Annotated in this window: 17 protein-coding genes; 10 read left to right on the top strand and 7 right to left on the bottom strand. The window is 54.5% G+C overall.

Annotated elements, in window-relative coordinates; all coding sequences use genetic code 11:
• Positions 1-37: 37 nt before the first annotated feature.
• Both uup and rmf read left to right on the top strand, forming a co-directional pair.
• Entirely contained in the window at positions 38-1,948 is a 1,911-nt protein-coding gene (gene uup / locus AAHA39_RS03640; protein ID WP_320654774.1) for an ATP-binding cassette ATPase Uup, read from the top strand.
• A gap of 158 nt (positions 1,949-2,106) precedes the next feature.
• The gene (gene rmf, locus AAHA39_RS03635; protein ID WP_005315693.1) at positions 2,107-2,286 is read left to right on the top strand and encodes a ribosome modulation factor; all 180 of its coding nucleotides are present in this window, start codon (positions 2,107-2,109) and stop codon (positions 2,284-2,286) included.
• An 87-nt stretch (positions 2,287-2,373) separates the two neighbouring features.
• Here rmf and fabA read toward each other — a convergent pair whose 3' ends face one another.
• From fabA to AAHA39_RS03620, 3 genes are all read right to left on the bottom strand, one after another.
• Positions 2,374-2,934 (bottom strand): 3-hydroxyacyl-[acyl-carrier-protein] dehydratase FabA, encoded by a 561-nt coding sequence (gene fabA / locus AAHA39_RS03630; protein WP_320654776.1) that lies wholly within the window; start codon positions 2,932-2,934, stop codon positions 2,374-2,376.
• A 76-nt stretch (positions 2,935-3,010) separates the two neighbouring features.
• Positions 3,011-4,987: a Lon protease family protein gene (locus AAHA39_RS03625; RefSeq protein WP_320654778.1), complete on the bottom strand. Its 1,977-nt coding sequence runs from the start codon at positions 4,985-4,987 to the stop codon at positions 3,011-3,013.
• Between the two features lie 79 nt (positions 4,988-5,066).
• On the bottom strand, positions 5,067-5,429 hold the full coding sequence (locus AAHA39_RS03620) for a transcriptional regulator (RefSeq protein ID WP_320654780.1): 363 nt from the start codon (positions 5,427-5,429) through the stop codon (positions 5,067-5,069).
• 127 nt (positions 5,430-5,556) lie between these two features.
• On the opposite strand from AAHA39_RS03620, the gene AAHA39_RS03615 reads away from it, so the two are divergent.
• The 8 genes from AAHA39_RS03615 (at position 5,557) to AAHA39_RS03580 (ending at position 13,033) form a co-directional block, all read left to right on the top strand.
• Complete coding sequence (locus tag AAHA39_RS03615) at positions 5,557-5,928, top strand: hypothetical protein (protein WP_320654782.1); 372 nt, start codon at positions 5,557-5,559, stop codon at positions 5,926-5,928.
• Positions 5,925-8,069 carry a replication endonuclease gene (locus AAHA39_RS03610; protein WP_320654784.1) on the top strand — a complete coding sequence of 715 codons (2,145 nt, stop codon included), beginning with the start codon at positions 5,925-5,927 and terminating at the stop codon, positions 8,067-8,069. The genes AAHA39_RS03615 and AAHA39_RS03610 overlap by 4 nt, the downstream gene beginning before the upstream one ends.
• A gap of 44 nt (positions 8,070-8,113) precedes the next feature.
• Positions 8,114-8,431, top strand: coding sequence for a hypothetical protein (locus AAHA39_RS03605; RefSeq protein WP_320654786.1), 318 nt, complete (start codon positions 8,114-8,116; stop codon positions 8,429-8,431).
• A gap of 259 nt (positions 8,432-8,690) precedes the next feature.
• The gene (locus AAHA39_RS03600; RefSeq protein ID WP_320654787.1) at positions 8,691-8,930 is read left to right on the top strand and encodes a hypothetical protein; all 240 of its coding nucleotides are present in this window, start codon (positions 8,691-8,693) and stop codon (positions 8,928-8,930) included.
• Between the two features lie 190 nt (positions 8,931-9,120).
• The gene (locus AAHA39_RS03595) at positions 9,121-10,626 is read left to right on the top strand and encodes a hypothetical protein (protein WP_320654789.1); all 1,506 of its coding nucleotides are present in this window, start codon (positions 9,121-9,123) and stop codon (positions 10,624-10,626) included.
• Positions 10,627-10,635: 9 nt separating this feature from the next.
• A complete protein-coding gene (locus AAHA39_RS03590) occupies positions 10,636-10,968 on the top strand; it encodes a hypothetical protein (protein ID WP_320654791.1) in 333 nt (110 codons plus the stop codon).
• 42 nt (positions 10,969-11,010) lie between these two features.
• Complete coding sequence (locus tag AAHA39_RS03585; RefSeq protein ID WP_320654793.1) at positions 11,011-12,153, top strand: zonular occludens toxin family protein; 1,143 nt, start codon at positions 11,011-11,013, stop codon at positions 12,151-12,153.
• A 313-nt stretch (positions 12,154-12,466) separates the two neighbouring features.
• Positions 12,467-13,033 (top strand): helix-turn-helix domain-containing protein, encoded by a 567-nt coding sequence (locus AAHA39_RS03580; RefSeq protein ID WP_320654795.1) that lies wholly within the window; start codon positions 12,467-12,469, stop codon positions 13,031-13,033.
• 146 nt (positions 13,034-13,179) lie between these two features.
• Here AAHA39_RS03580 and AAHA39_RS03575 read toward each other — a convergent pair whose 3' ends face one another.
• The 4 genes from AAHA39_RS03575 to AAHA39_RS03560 all read right to left on the bottom strand — a co-directional run bounded on the left by AAHA39_RS03575 (position 13,180) and on the right by AAHA39_RS03560 (position 15,867).
• Positions 13,180-13,380 carry a DUF3653 domain-containing protein gene (locus AAHA39_RS03575; RefSeq protein WP_342689995.1) on the bottom strand — a complete coding sequence of 67 codons (201 nt, stop codon included), beginning with the start codon at positions 13,378-13,380 and terminating at the stop codon, positions 13,180-13,182.
• A gap of 303 nt (positions 13,381-13,683) precedes the next feature.
• Positions 13,684-13,869 carry a hypothetical protein gene (locus AAHA39_RS03570; RefSeq protein ID WP_156852782.1) on the bottom strand — a complete coding sequence of 62 codons (186 nt, stop codon included), beginning with the start codon at positions 13,867-13,869 and terminating at the stop codon, positions 13,684-13,686.
• Positions 13,870-13,879: 10 nt separating this feature from the next.
• Positions 13,880-14,095, bottom strand: coding sequence for a hypothetical protein (locus AAHA39_RS03565; RefSeq protein ID WP_156852781.1), 216 nt, complete (start codon positions 14,093-14,095; stop codon positions 13,880-13,882).
• Between the two features lie 524 nt (positions 14,096-14,619).
• On the bottom strand, positions 14,620-15,867 hold the full coding sequence (locus AAHA39_RS03560) for a tyrosine-type recombinase/integrase (RefSeq protein ID WP_407707124.1): 1,248 nt from the start codon (positions 15,865-15,867) through the stop codon (positions 14,620-14,622).
• Between the last annotated feature and the right edge of the window lie 169 nt (positions 15,868-16,036).

The following is a 16,036-nucleotide window of genomic DNA, read 5'->3' as shown; positions in this document are numbered from 1 at the left end:
CTGTTGCCCGTTTTTTCATATGAGATAAGGAACGAACATGGCTCTTTTAACATTGCACGGCGCGTGTCTGTCGTTCAGTGATTTTCCGTTGCTCGACAAGGCCGAGCTGACCATCGAGCGAGGCGAGCGCCTCTGTCTGGTGGGCCGCAACGGGGCAGGCAAGTCCACCCTGATGAAGGTCATTGCCGGCGAATTGCCGCTCGATGATGGCCGTCTGGTGTTGCAGCAGGATCTGAAAGTGACTCGTCTTGAGCAGGATCCGCCCACCTCGAGCGAGCTCACCGTGTTTGATTACGCCGCCGAAGGGTTGGCCGGCGTCGGTGAGCTGCTCAAGCAGTATCACCACGTCTCCATGGCGCTGGCGAGTGACCCGTCCGATGCCAACATTCGCAAGATGAGCCAGCTGCAGGAGCAGCTCGACTACCAGAATGGCTGGCAGTTCGAGACCCGTATCAATCAGGTGCTGACCCTGCTTGGTCTTGATCCTGACGTGACCCTCGACAGTCTCTCCGGTGGCTGGCTGCGCAAGGTGGCGCTGGCCCGTGCATTGGCCTGTGATCCCGATCTGCTGCTGCTGGACGAACCGACCAACCACCTGGATATCGAGGCCATCAACTGGCTGGAAGAGTTCCTCAAGGATTTCCGTGGCGCCATCGTGTTTATCTCCCACGACCGTGAGTTTATCCACAAGCTGGCGACCCGGATCATCGATCTGGATCGCGGCGTGATCACCTCCTGGCCCGGCAACTATGACGAGTACCAGCAGGGCAAAGAGGAGTGGTTGCGGGTCGAAGAGCTGAAAAATGCCGAGTTCGATCGCAAGCTGGCTCAGGAAGAGGTGTGGGTACGCCAGGGGATCAAGGCGCGCCGCACCCGTAACGAGGGGCGAGTGCGCGCCCTCAAGGCGATGCGTATGGAGCGTACTCAGCGTCGCGAGTTGCAGGGTAAAGCCAAGTTGCAACTCGACGAGGCGAGCCGCTCTGGCAAGCTGGTATTTGAAGCTGAAGGGCTGGGGCTCGACTTTGGTGAGCGCACTCTGTTCGAGGGGCTGGATCTGCAGGTGCTACGTGGCGATAAGATTGCGCTGGTCGGCCCCAATGGTTGCGGCAAGTCGACCCTGATCAAGCTGTTGCTGGGCCAGCTAGATGCCACTCGTGGCTCGGTGCGTCAGGGCACCAATCTGGAAGTGGCCTACTTCGATCAGTACCGCGAGCAGCTCGATCCCGAGCAGACGGTGGTAGACAACGTCGGGGAGGGCAAGCAGGAGGTGATGGTGCGCGGTCGCTCCCGCCACATCCTTGGCTACCTGCAGGACTTCCTGTTCGAGCCCAAGCGGGCCAGAACGCCGGTCAAGGCGCTCTCTGGCGGCGAGAAGAACCGTCTGCTGCTGGCCAAGCTGTTCCTTAAACCCAGCAACCTGCTGATCCTTGATGAACCGACCAACGACCTCGACGTCGAGACTCTGGAGCTGCTGGAAGAGCTGCTGGCGGACTATCCGGGCACTTTGCTGCTGGTCAGTCACGATCGTCGCTTCATCGACAATACGGTAACCGGTTGTTGGCTATTTGAAGGGGATGGCCGCATCAGTGACTACGTGGGCGGCTATGCCGACATGATGGCGACCCGCGAGCAGCAGCGTGCTCAGCAACAGGCCAAGAGCACACCGGTGAAGGCTCCCGAGCCGGTTGCTACAGTGAGCGAAACGCCGAAGAAAGGCAAAAAACTCTCCTACAAGCTGCAGCTTGAACTGGATGGTCTGCCGGCGCGTCTTGAGCAGCTGGAAGCCGAACTTGACGCGCTGCAAGGGGAGATCAACCAGCCCGGTTTCTTCTCCCTGCCAAGCGAGCAGACCCAGCCCAAACTGGCCGCATTGAGTGCCGCCGAGACAGCGCTGGAGGAGGCATTTGCTCGTTGGGAAGAGCTGGAAGGACTCAAAAATCAGGAATAAGTTTCCTGTAATTTAAATTTAATTGAGTTCAGTGCCTTATGTCACAGAGGGGGGTTAGCATGGAAATTTTTGTTTGACCCTCCCTCCCTGCTGGGGTAAAGATGAAAGCGACCGATGAAGAATTGGTCGCTTTTTTTGTTCCACGAAGAGGGTCGTAGATGATGAAGAGACAGAAACGGGACCGTCTGGAAAGAGCTCGTGCTCGTGGTTATCAGGCTGGCGTGGTCGGCAAACAGAAAGAAGCGTGTCCGTATCAATGTCTGGATGCCCGTGGGCACTGGCTTGGTGGTTGGCGAGATGCCATGGAAGGGCGGGGCTCAGGCCTCTTCATGAAGTAAGTTACTTCATTACACTCATTACAAAAGGAAAGGGGCCGTCGTGGCCCCTTTGCGTTGTGGCTTTCGCCACATTTAGATTCGCATCAATCAGAATGCGGTGGTGTCCTGGAACAGGCCCACTTTCAGGTCGGTTGCGCTATAGATGGGGCGGCCGTCAACTTCGACGACACCATCGGCAATGCCCATCACCAGTTTGCGGTTGATGACCCGCTTGAAAGTGATCTTGTAGGTCACTTTCTTGGCGGTCGGCAGGATCTGGCCGGTAAATTTCACTTCACCGACACCCAGCGCACGGCCTTTGCCCGGACCGCCTTTCCAGCCGAGGAAGAAGCCAACCAACTGCCACATGGCATCCAGACCGAGACAGCCAGGCATCACGGGATCACCCGGGAAGTGGCAATCGAAGAACCAGAGATCGGGGGTAATGTCGAGCTCTGCCAGGATCTCGCCCTTGCTGTGCTCGCCACCGTTGTCATTGATCTTGACGATGCGATCCATCATCAACATGTTGGGGGCGGGCAGCTGACTGTTACCCTCACCAAAGAGTTCGCCACGGCTGCAAGCCAGCAGCTCTTCACGGGTAAAAGAGTTCTTGCCCTGTTCACACAGGGAAAGGCGGGCTTCCAGGGTCGAATTGTCTACGGTCACGCTGAGTTTCCTTCAAATGAGTAAAGCTGCGCCAATTTAGCGTACAGATGTGCGCTAAACAACTCCGATCACTTCATTAGCGGCCAAACAGCCGATCAAGAAGGGCGCGCAGCAGCCCGACTTTCGCCGTGCTGCCGTTCAGCTCATCCAGTCGCTCCTGAATGCGGCCGAACAGGGTATCGGGCATGTCTGGCTCACCCGCCACACAGCCAGTCAAGAGCTCGATGGCCTCTTCCACATGATCCACCGGGTGGATATGGAACTGACCCGCTTCGACGGCGGCGATCACCTCATCAGAGAGGTTAAGCTGTTGGGCGTTGGTGCCGGGCAGCAGGATGCCTTGTTTGCCAGTCAGACCGTGGATCTTGCACACCCGGAAGAAGCCTTCGATCTTCTCGTTGACGCCGCCAACGGCCTGCACATTGCCAAACTGGTCGACCGCACCCGTTACCGCAAAGTGCTGGTAAATGGGCTGGCGGGCGAGGGCAGAGAGCAGGGCACACAGACCGGTTAGCGAGGCGCTGTCACCATCAATTTCGTGATAGGACTGCTCGAACACCAGATTGGCGGAGAGAGGAGAGGGGTTCTCGGCGCCAAATTTGTTGGAGAGATAGCCGTGAATGATCATCATCGCCTTGGCATGGATGTGGCCGGCCAGTTCTGCCTTGCGTTCGATATCCGCCACATCGCCATCACCTAAGTGAACTGTGGCGGTCAGACGTACCGGTTCGCCAAAGTCATAGGGGTGACCGGAGACCTGAATGACGGAAAGGCCGTTGATCTGGCCAATCTCTTCACCATCGGTCTGCAGCAGGATCTGCCCATCGATAACCCCCTGATCGGACTGTTCGACCAGATAGTTGAGGCGATAATCCTGCTCCTCCAGCGCGCCGCGGATATGCTCGTCGGTGACGACGTCAGCTTCAAGTTCGCGTGCCAGACTGTCAGCCATCCGCATGATGGCGGAGAGCTGTACCTCGGAGAGGGAGAGCCACTCCTGATGATCGCACAGACGGCTGGCGTGACGGCATAGCGCGGCGAGGGCAGCAGGAGTGAAGTCCAGCAGCTCCCAACGCTCGCGCAGCCAGGCGAGATATTGCAGAAATTCCGGCAGGTCTTCTTCGATGTTCACTTCAGAGACCAGATCTGCGCGCAGGAAGATGCGCTCGGACATATCCCGATCCAGCATCTGGAACTCGGCCACATCGAGACGATCACCCACCAGAATGAGCTTGAGCTTGATGGGGGTCGCTTCCGGCGTGAAGAAGGGGGTCAGCGTCTTGCCTTCCTGATAGGCGTTCCAGTCAAGCTCGCCTTTTTGCATGGCGTTTTTGAGCTTGAACCAGAGATGGGGCTGATCGAGCAGTTCATCCAGTTGCAGGATCAGATAACCGCCGTTGGCCTGACGTAGCAAGCCGGGCTCCAATAGGTGCTGGTTGGCATAGACGGAGCCTTGCTCGGTCTGGTAGTTGATGGAGCCAAACAGAGTATCCCAGTTGAGGTCACGGCCGTAGATCACCGGCGCTTCCTGCTCTTCGTGATGAATGAGCAGATTGATCAGCACCGGATGCTGGAACTCCAGACCCAGCGCAACATGAGCGGCCAGATCGGAGAGGAAGTCATCGATCTTGGGATCATTGTTCTGCTTGCGCATGATGCGGGTTACAAGACGCTCGGCATCAAGGTGGTGGCTCATCAGTTTGAGCAATTCACCAACCATCTCGCAGAACTCGATACCAGTGCCTGGTTGCAGGCGTAGCCAGATCGGTTTGAAGGGGTTGTTGAGGTTCTCGGTGTAGCATAGGTCGAACAGATCGCCATCCTTGCCGTTGGAGGCAGCAATCAGGGTACGGCAGACATCTTCGTAATCGGCGCCGGGAAACCCGTTCAGCAACATGACTGGGCAATCGCCATCAAAACTGGCTAACCGTTTGATGGCAGAAATGGCTCTGGGTTGCAGCGCAGCAAACGGAATGGGTTCTAGCTCGCTGAGGGTTGGAAACTGTTCAATCGCAAAAGCAGGTTTTAATTGTTCTGATGTTAATTCAGCCACTTAAGACATCCGGTCGGAGAGAGGATCAATTGTTGCCATTATACACAGTTCACTTAGTGGGAACAGAATACAAGATATTTCATTTAACATAATATACATTATGCGCAGTCGTGGCAGGCTCTGAATTAAGGCTTCCCATCATCATGCAGGCCACGGCCAGAGCGGCTCCCGTACCTGCGCAGTACTTTTTTAAGATGGCGTACCACTTGGCTTGAACCTCTGGGTTCTTCGCTTTGACCGCTGCAAGGCTAATCAGCACTTCGTCGCAATCCAGATTTAGCTCCTTTGCCAAGTAAAGTATTGTTTCATCAGCGAATTGTTTGAACCCTTTGTTGATGTCACAAATGTAAGGTACTGAAAAACCCAGCTCCTTAGCCGCTTCTGTCAAAGTGCTGATGTTTTTGGCTCTCATGTATGCGGAAAGTAGTGTTTTGGAGTCCATCTTTTTTGCCCTCTGGTGGTGTTAGTCTTTCAGTCTATTACCAATTATGCCTGTCTGTTAGCGTGTTGATAAACGCGAATCTTTCGAGTTGAATTCTGTTAGCCCACTAGTTAACAGGCATATCGACATGGAAGCGCAAACCGTACAGCAAGAAACCCCCGTTTACCACGTTTGCCAGAACTGCGGCGGCGAAGGATGTGCTGCTTGTTCCGACCTGTGCATCCTCGATGGTGAAATCCAGCTCGACCCAGATTACGTACCCGAACACACCATAGACGAACAACTTGAATGGTTGGACGCTTTCTCCGAGCGTGTTCAGTTGCTCTCCAAGATGGCGCCGATAAATGGGGTTATCGGCACCACCCCTGATTACCCGTTTTCCACCGAGGCCCGTCTGGCCAATGTAAACAAGCTTATTGCCCGGATGCCTTATCGCTCCGTCCGTTCTGAGGACAACCGCACCTACCTTGAAGGCTGTGGTATCTGGGGTGAAGAATGACCAGCTTCGTCTCCTACGCCGCCCAGCGCAGCCTCGACGGCTCCCGTTCTGCGGCCCCAGCAAAGCGTAGTCGTTCCCCATCCCTTGCGGGACTCAAGGGCGAAGACTACCTGATGGCCCTGCGCAGCTCCCCTGCGTACATGGACATGCTGCGTGAAGACTGGGCGCAAGATAACAATGTGCAACTTGATGTTGCAACCAAATGGTGGAAAGCACCCGCGGCCGAACCGGCTCCGGTGCTTCGCTCTTCCCCTGCCCCGTTCAGCCCCGAGGCTGTAGCGGACAAGTTTGCGGCCCTTCCCATCGGTGGTGCCGAAGATGCCAAGCTGCGGGAGCGTGTCGTTCTGCGTCACCCCGCCTGTAATGGGTGGTTCTCACATGTCTATCAATCGCGTAATGCGCTACTGGGTGTCCAAGCTGCTAATGAGTCGATTCGTCAACTCGATAGCGCTCTTTCTGTTAGGGGTGAACTTGGCGAGTTTCGTTTTTCTGCAGATGACGAATCTCTTGACACCTTTGCAACCCGATTTGCTGAGTACGTGGGCCGCTTGGCTGCTACTCGGGCTGATTTCATTGCTCTTCGCCTTACTATTGGACTGGCTTACGAGTACGGCCTTACACCTGTGGCTAAGCCCACGCCTGACCAAGAGCGAGATCCTTATCCTACCCTCAATCGCTGGTCTGCTATGGATTGGGTACGTCGCCGCATTCGTTCTGTTTCTGCTAAGCGCCTCTATGACGTTTCCAGAAGGTATGCCTTGGTCAGCGCAAGAATGGCAGCCTATACAACTGATCTTTCAGTTGCTCGCCGTGCTTTCCGTCTCGCTCGCAATGATGAAACCTTGTCTGCGCTTGTGGCGCACAATGCGAAGGATGTGTTCGATGCGGTAAGCATGAAAGAGGCCGTTGATGCCTCCGTGAGCAACCCAAGCAACCGCCGCGCCGAGCTCATGACCCGCTTGTCCGGTTTCGAGCAGTGCGCCAAAGAGCAACGCCATGTTGCAATTTTCCTGACCTTTACGTGTCCAAGCCGGTTCCATTCCGTGCACCGCAATGGTCAGCAAAATCAGAAATGGCTTGATGCTGGTTGCCCCTCTGTTCGTGATGCGCAGGCTTGGCTTGTGGCCCAGTGGAACAACATCCGCAAGCGTGCTGATGAAGCTGGTATCCGGCCTTATGGCTTCCGGTTCGCTGAGCCGCACCATGACGGTACGCCACACTGGCACGCTGTTTTCTTCATGTCCCTCGCTGACACCAAGACCTATCTCAAGATCTGCCGCGAGCAGATGCTCGCCGACTCCGGCAATGAGCCAGGCGCCAAGCAACATCGCTTCAAAGTGGTCTTCATCGACCCCCGCAAGGGTTCCGCTGTGGGCTACTGCTCCAAATACGTCGCGAAAAACGTGGATGGTTTCGCCGTTGGTAAAGACCACGAAGCGGGCAACCGTTCCAAGGCCGTGGACACTGCCGCCCGTGTGGATGCTTGGAAATCCGACAACCGTATCCGCCAGTTCCAGCAAATCGGCGGCCCCTCTGTTACTGCATGGCGTGAGCTGCGCCGTATGCGTGACGAACTTGATCAGGAAGACCCTATGTTCAAAGACCTCACCAAAGAGCAGCACTTCGCGCTCGAAAACGTCCGCAAGGCTGCTGACGCTGGGGATTGGGCCGCATTCTGCTGCGCCATGGGTGGCGTACAGGTTCGCCGCAATGACCAGACCCTCAAGGTGCATTACGGCATCCCCGAGACCATGCAGATGCTCTGTGATGCTGACGGTGTGCTCAAGTATGAGCCTCGCAGCAAGACCCGCTACGGTGACGCCGCGCCGGTTCGCGCAATGGGCCTGATGTATCAGGACATCTTCATGCTCACCCGTGCCAAACAGTGGCTGATTGTCTCCCGCGAACAGTGGGAGGCCGGCTGTAAGAAAACGATGGAAGGCGTCAGCGAGCAGTTTGATGCCATGCAGAAAGGTAAGGTTTACGACTTCATGGACTACATGGAGTACGAAGCAATGCGCCACCTCGCCATCTGCGACCATCGCACCAAGTCGTGGGCGTATTTCCCCGACTCCGAGCGCCTCGCGGGGCCCCCTCAGGGGTGCGAGCCGCTCGGCGGCGGCTTGGACCCGTGTCATTAAGTGTCCTGTCTTTACCCAAAACCAAATAACCGGAGATAAGCAAAATGGAAATTGTTGGCACCATCCTCGATGCAGATGACATCACACTGAGCACCCGTAAGCGCAACAACGCCGAGGTGCAGGTTGGTTCATTTAAGTTCATGACTACCAAGCCCACGGCTGTGGTTGAGTGCAGCCTGAGCGAAGACCAGATCAAGGCCAATTATCACGTTGAGCTGGCCGCCATGGTGGGTCGCAAAGTTACCCTCCAGCTCGAATACGTTGACAACTCCTATGCGGGCGAAGGTGGCCAGCACAAAACCTTCAACGGGTTCCGCCTGTTCGCCATCCCGTCCGGCAACCAGAACGACAAGAAGGGTTAACAGATGCGCTGCGTCCAAGTAACTGCTGACGGCTTTTTGCAGGTCGCCAACGTGGCGCTCGACCAATGCCAAGGCGCTTACTTGGTCGAGCAACAAGACATAGCATCAATCGCTGCATGGTTGGATCCCGCAACGGTTGGCTATGGAACTTTGGGGGCCATATTGGCCGCCTCATGCACGGGTGTCTTGATGGTCTACTACGCCGCTTGGGCGTGGGCCAGATTGCGCTCAATAACTGGAATGAGATAAGGAAAGTCACATGAAAAACATGCTCCGTAATGCCCCGAAAATGACCATCATTGCCTCCATGCTGCTGGCTGCCGGTGTCGCGAACGCCGCTGAAGCTGGTGCTCTGGATGTGTCCGGTGTGCAAACTACCGTTCTCGCCGCTGTCACTGCTTTGCTGGGCTTCGTGGCTGCCGTAGGTTTGGCCAAGGCCGGACTTGCTGCGGCTGTCTGGGGCTGGCGCAAGATCCAGAGCTTGGCTGGCAGCAAGTAACATCATGTTGCACCCATCAGGGGCGGCGATCGCCGCCCCTTTTTCATTGGAGAGGACGCCATCATGATTTGGGCTCCCATTATGTTCATCACAGGGCTGGTGCTGGCACATGCGATCATATCGGGAAATAATTCGCGCCATTAGTTGGCGGTGGATAATCAAGAAAACACTCCGAGCCGCAATCTATTGCATGAATCCGCTTCGCTTGGTGAAGTGGTTTTTCTATTTCGTATTCGGCTGCATATTCCTCGCTATGGTCACAATGATGGCTGGTAATTATGTTCAGGCGGCTGAATGGGTTGCTTCACAACAAAAAGTCGTTGTCGCACCTTCGTCAGTTGGTTCGTGTGTTATTCCTCGCGAATCAGCTCGCAATTTAACTCAGCAGGCTTGTTTGGATTTGGCAGCAAATCGCCCTGATTCGTCAAAATGGGTTCCTGTTTCACCGTGGGTTTGCGGTGCCGTTAATGCTCAAGGCAATACCACTTGTACCGCGCCAGCCTCGAATATCAACTATGCTCCCGGCGCTTATAGTTTTTCATGGTTTGGCGCTGGCTCATTGCAATATGTTTGTCCTCCCGATGGTAATCCAGATTTCAAATTCGGCCCAAAAGTGACAGACAAAGGCACGGTCTGTGAAAAAGCCCCCGTGCAATGCCTCACTGGTTCAATTAAAGACGTTAACGCCATCACCGGAAAAGAGTTCTGCCGCCCGATGTGTGACGGCATTGCCGGTAATACCTTGGGCTCTGCCCCTGACGATTTAAAGTCGTACATGAAAGCGACCCTCGGTTCTGTGCAGATGCAGTGCTATGGCCAATGTTCCGTTGTGCCGGTTGGTGGTTCCATCAACGTTTCCGGCCAGCCCAATGTCTGGAAGGCGGTTATCAAGTTCACGGGTGAAAAGTGCCCGTTGCAGCACAACGGCCAGCAGGACAGTGAAGACGTGGCCGGAACGATGGATCCGGTTTCATCGTCCACCGCCACCGGCAACGCCCAGAACCAGCTCCAGAACGCCGCAAGCAGTGCCATCAGTAACCAGACCTCCGGCGCCACCGGAACGGCGACGCTCAACAGCGTGGTGGACAAGATAGCCGAGACCAGCAACAAGGAAATCAAGGCTACCAGCGAGCAGAACGCCGCGATGGGCAAGGTCATACAGGAGGTAGGCAAGGATATACAGACCTCCATCAAAGAGGCCCAGTTGTCGCAGTCACAGGGCAACGCGGGGGCCAGCTTGGGCCAAATCCAGACGGCCAATGCCATCAAGGACGGCAACGCCCAGACCGGCCAGAAGCTGGACGCCATCAAAGACGCGTTGGAGAAAAAGGACGAAGGCAACAACAAGCCGTTGCCGCCTGGCATCACCAAAGTCCAGACCGATGCGGGCACCGTCTACACCAATCGCAACGACTGGGCCACACGTAATTACAACACCGTGTTGCAACATCATGTGTCAGCCTTGCAGGGTTTGCCTATGTTTCAGGGCATTGGCTCGTTTTTCAGTATCCACACGTCAGCCGGTTCGTGTCCCCAGTTCACGATAGCAGTGCCTGAAATCGGCGGCTTTGGTGGCGGTCAGTTGGTGTTTGATGCGTTCTGTAATCCAGACCTCGCCAAGATATTCGTAATAATTGCGCTCTGCATAAAGCTGGCGGGCCTGTACGTTGGTTTCAGAATTGCGGTTCTGGACTAAGGGGGAGATATGGAACTTTTAGATTCGTTCCGTAATTGGCTGAGGGAATTCATTGAAAGCGTCTTGATGTGGATTGTGGATTTCTTCAAGGCAATATTTCAGTGGTTCCAAGATACCCTGCTCAATGTCTTTGAGCAGCTGTTGGCGGCGCTCCGGTTTGTGATTGAGCAAATACCGATGCCCGATCTTCTGAAATACTCGCTGCAAGACTTGATTGCGTATGTGCCGCCCGAACTGATGTATTTCTTGAATCAAAGCGGCATAAGTGAGGCATTCATGTTTATTTCAATGGGCGTGGGCTTTCGGATGCTCCGTAAAATCGCGACATTGTTCCAGTGGTAATAACTGCGGGACTCATGTTTTTATGTTAAATGGATTATTAACATGCTGATATTTCATGAAGGTTTGCCGGGTTCGGGCAAAAGTTATGAAGCGTTGGTGGCGCATATCATCCCTCGGTTGAGGGATGGTCGCACCGTCGATGCATATATCGAGGGCCTGAATTACGAGAAGATTGCGGAACTCTGCGAAATTACACTCGAGGAGTGCCAAGAACGCCTGAAACAGATCACCCGTGAGCAAGTCCCCAACATCCATGAGCACGTTCGGGACAAGAGCCTTGTTATCATCGATGAGAGCCAGAACTTCTGGCCGTCAGGTCGGCAAAAGTTACCCGACCCGATCATCCAATTGATAACCGAACACCGCCACCGTGGTCTCGACATTGTGTTGATGGGGCAGAACCTCAACGACGTTCATAGCATGTGGCGCAACCGCATAGACAAGAAGTTCGTATTCATGAAGCTGGACGCCGTAGGCCAAGCCAAGCGTTACTCTTGGACTTCCTACAAAGGCTCACTAAGGGCAGATGGCCAGCGTACCCGTATCGAGTTCGAGAAGCTCACCGGAGGCATCAAGCAGTATGACCCCAAGTATTTTGGCAGCTACGCCAGCACCACCTCAGAAGATAACGAAATGGGGGTCTATCAGGATGACCGGACGAACGTATTCAAGTCGGCCAAGTTCAAGTTCGGGATCCCCATTGCGCTTGTGCTGCTCGTAGGCGGGCTATGGTTCGCCATCGATACCCTGATCAACTTCAACAGCAAGACCGGTGCAGATGAAGCGGTCAAGACGGCACAGCAACAAGATGTTGCATCACCCCAACAGCTAGGGCAACCGGCAACACGGCCAGCAGCTGCACCACCGCTCGCCCCTCCCAAAGTGGATGACCTGTTCACCCAGACACTGGACGGTAACAAGCCCGTGCTCACCTCTCAGACTGTCGTCAATGGCCAGTTGCTTGATGCGTGGATCGAGGTGTGGGATAGCAAAGACAATTCACTCATGACGTGGCGTTCTGCTGACCTCATAGACTTGGGCTGGACAGTTGCCCTCAAGTCGTATGGCTTGGTCATTACCAAGGGCAAAACAACCATGTTGATCCGTGAGCGCAACACCCTGCCGCCATCCAATCGGGATAATTTGACCGCCAGCGTCGCAAGCTCAGTTGAAAAGGCTTTGTAGCAATTCACCCCCGTCCAAGTGTGACGCGTCCCTCCAACGCGTCCCTCGGCTTCTCAGCACGATTTCATTTTGCCAGTGGCCGGAGGCCGCGCCGGAGCGCGGGCCAGCAGCTCCACCGCTGGCGTTTCCCCGCGCATAGGCGCTCCCCCGAGGACACCCTTCCCCAAAATAAATCGCCTCGTGTAGCGTTGCTCCCCGCCCGTAGCCAAAACACGGACATTCAAAAAGAAAGTGCAACATGATGTTGCATTCAGATCAGGTCAAACTATAATCAATGTATGCAACATGATGTTGCACTCACTAAGGGGGAAACATGGACGATTTGAGCTTGACCGCTGAAGAACTGAGGGACATTCGCGCCCGTCTGGACTGGTCACAACAGCGCATGGCTGATGAGCTGGGTGTTGCTCGCAACACGGTTAACCGCATGGAACAAGGCCGCATGGCCGTTGAGCGCCGCACCGCCTTGGCCGTGCGTTATCTGGCTTGGCATCATGCCATGATCGAGAAGGTATCACGCCAACAGCCAGGGCAAGAGACCGCGCCCGCCTCTGCCCGCGAACGCGGCGATCGCCATAAGCAGGTTGATCTGCCTCTTGCTCCTTCATCGTCTTCGCTAACCCTGTCTGCTGCCCAAGAGGCTTGGGCTGTATACATGCCCGTTATCTCAGGGTACAAAGCCTATTCAGAGCTGAAAGAGCGCTACTTCAAGATGGTCGAGCTCGATGATGGCTACACTTATCTTTTCTTGTTGCAGCTGTTGGAGCGCTTGGCCAAGTTGCCCAAGACTGAGCAGGATTTTCCGGTTCAATGGTGCAACATCAGGGAGCTACGTCAATTTGCCAAGGATCTCTACAAAGCCAATCCCCAATGGCACTGAGTTACCCCACCAGAGAACAGGGGCGGTAGCCCCTACAAGCCGCCCACTGAGGCCGATAGATGCGCCAATCGGTGGGCGGCGGAACATGCCCATTTAGACCCGAGACTGGGTCACCCCCTTCCCTGCTAAACCGGCTTTTGAGGCTTTCAGCGTTCAGAGGTCGGCGAACGCCTCAGCGCCGCACTGGCTCTCAGCGCCTGTAAGTCCTCTGACCCGAAACTTTCGATGATTTCAAGACGCTGGCGAGAGAGGTACGTGCCAGCGGGGGTGATTAGGTTATGGCCTGCCATTCGCCAGCCATCCCAGTAGCGGGTAAAGACGGTTGGCAGCTCCCGTCCAACTGCCATCCTCATGACTCGTTTGCATACCGGAGGGATTGGTTTTCCCTCATCCCAGAGTGTGACCTCCATCACAGAAACAAAACATAATTTTGCTGTTTCCTCTGGACTCAAACCGCACTCAAACCAACGAAATATAAAGTTTTTTGTAAGATTCCGTTCCATAACGTCGCTCTTATTAGAATCTGACACAATTGTCAGCGGCGACGGAATCGGCCTATTTAACAAAATCATGAATTATGCGCAGTCAGGCCTGTAGGTAGAACAAAGGGGCCTGAGGCCCCTTGATAGATTGTTTCGCCTGAATTCCACTCAGGCTGTGACGCCAAGAATCTCTTTCGCCTTGTTAATGAAGTACATACGAAGATTGTCATCCGAAACAAGCTCGCGTGCCCGTACAATCACTTCATCCATAGAGCGATACTCATCTTTAGCTAGCAAATCTCTTAAGAAGGCATCAGCTTCAGTCACATTTTCAATTTTGAAACGCTCAATCATATTCACATCCTCAATGTAGAGTTCGGCACCTAGCGCCCATCTCGATAAGGCTGGATAAACTTGCACCTTGAGTTCTGACTAGCAAAATACGCAGCGGTATATTTTGGGATTTAGCAATTATGTCTGCTTTAGGCGCACCTGATGCAATCATGGCATGCCATTCTTCCCGAAGAGAGACCTCTAATGCCTCAAGGTGTTCTGACTTTTCAATATGATCGACTGTCATATGGATTTCCTTTTTTTTCAAAGTGTTGGGTTTCCTCCTGACTATCTGTACACAGAGCAAACGGCTTAATGCCGATAACTAGCTTTATCGGCATTAAATGAAAGTTGGGGCAATTGCTGTTAAACCAAGCCATTACTGACAAAAAGCCTACTTGTAAGATATAACACCCCTCCTCCGTGAATGTTGTAAGCATGGTTGTCTGGGAATTCCCCCCGTATTACTCCTCAGGGTGATATGTAGAGATAACAAGGTGATGAAATGGCTGAAGCGCCAAGCCATTTCTCTCGGTTACCACGAACCCAACCCCCTCCCCTTGGTCGATATTCTGAAACCACAAATGCCGTATTTTGAGACAAGTATTCACTATCAAAACGCTTGAGCAATATGTGTATTGGGCTCCCCTTTTCGCTGTGGCAGCCATTGCGCTCGCGCCGATTGACAGGTATATGCCGTAAAAATTACGGCAACATTGGTAGTCCTATATCCGATTTTTACTTCTTGTTATCTCTCACCTATCCGGGTTTTTATCGCAACCTGTCGAGCGGCTTTTGCTGGGCGCTCTCATGACGTTCGCTCTGGCTGGTGTGCAGGTATTTGGAGGTGGTGTCGATACTGTCGTGGCCGGCATCGGCTTGTACGTGGGAAAGTGGTCGACCGTTGAGGTTGATGTCGTGAGTGATCCCGGTATGGCGAATGGCGTGGGGGGTTAGTTGCCGCATTTCGGCACCATCCTGATAAAAGCCATCCAGCTCGGCCAGTTCGGCACCTTTGGTTATTACTGCCTGCACCAGTTCGCGCAGCTGACGGATCCCAAGATTGGCATTCAATTCTCCCTGCTCCCGGCCGTGGGCGGCCGCTTTATGACGGATAAAGAGCGGGGTCTGCTCGTTGGGGGTCGGCAAGGGCGAGAGTCCCAGAAACGCACGGTAGCGTTCGAGGGCGTAGATCAGCGCCTGTGAGACGGCGACGGTACGGCGTTTTCCCCCCTTGCTGCTCGGTATGTAGTAACCCCAGACGCCGGTTTTGCTGTCGCGACGAAACTGCCCCATCACGGGGGTAAAGCCGGGCCTGGCCGCCACTTCCGAGATCCGCAGATAACAGGCATACATCAGGATGACGAGAAACCGGCTGCGTTCATGTTGCTCCGGATTATCTTGTGCCAGTGTTTCGGCTGCCTGAAGCACGTAGGACCATTGCAGTTCGCTGAAGGCTTGCACCTGATCGTCAGCCTCCTTTGCAAGGGGCTTTTTCACCCGTTGCAGTAACAGTGCCGGGTTTCTATCCATGTACTCCTCCTGAATGAGGAACTGGAAGAAAGCTGACAGGATAGCGAGCTTGGTTTTCATCGCCTGTTCGCTCAAGCGGTATGGCAGTGGCTGGCCCAGCTCCTTTTTACCGAGAAATGGACGCCATTGGGTATTGGGCAACCGCTCTCCCCACTCTTTGTCCTGTACGAACTGGGCGACGTTGCGATAGGCGATGAGCGGTTCCGGTGGTGACTGGCAGTAGTCGAGGTAGCGCATCATGATGCGCCGGGTCAGCGCCTTTGGGCTGATGGCGATTTCGCAAAAGCACCAGTGCAAAAAGGTGGTCAGCTCGCTGCGGTAGGTCTTGTAGTTGTTCTCGCTATGGCGCTGTTCAAGCAGCCAATCGACCGCCAGCTCATAGACCAGACCTGCATCAGGCACTGTGTTGAGGCTGAGGTTGGCGAGGTAGTGGTTAACCTGAGCATTGCCCTCTTCCAGATAGGTGAGATTGTCAAAAAGCGGCATGGCCGGCGGCAAGGGAATGGGTTGATGAGTCATGGTCTTGCTTGGTTAAAAAAGAAGAGAAATGGCCGCTATATCGACCGAAAGACAGGGTCAGGCCCGGTTTGTCAAAGGTGTGATTGGAGGGTTACCAGCCTGAAACAGGATCCTGGTTTTGAATTACCTTATGCAA

Source organism: Aeromonas sp. SE22, from assembly GCF_038739755.1.
Classification (GTDB): domain Bacteria; phylum Pseudomonadota; class Gammaproteobacteria; order Enterobacterales; family Aeromonadaceae; genus Aeromonas; species Aeromonas jandaei.
The sequence above is the reverse complement of the archived record's forward strand: the minus strand, read 5'-3'. Positions and strand labels throughout refer to the sequence as shown.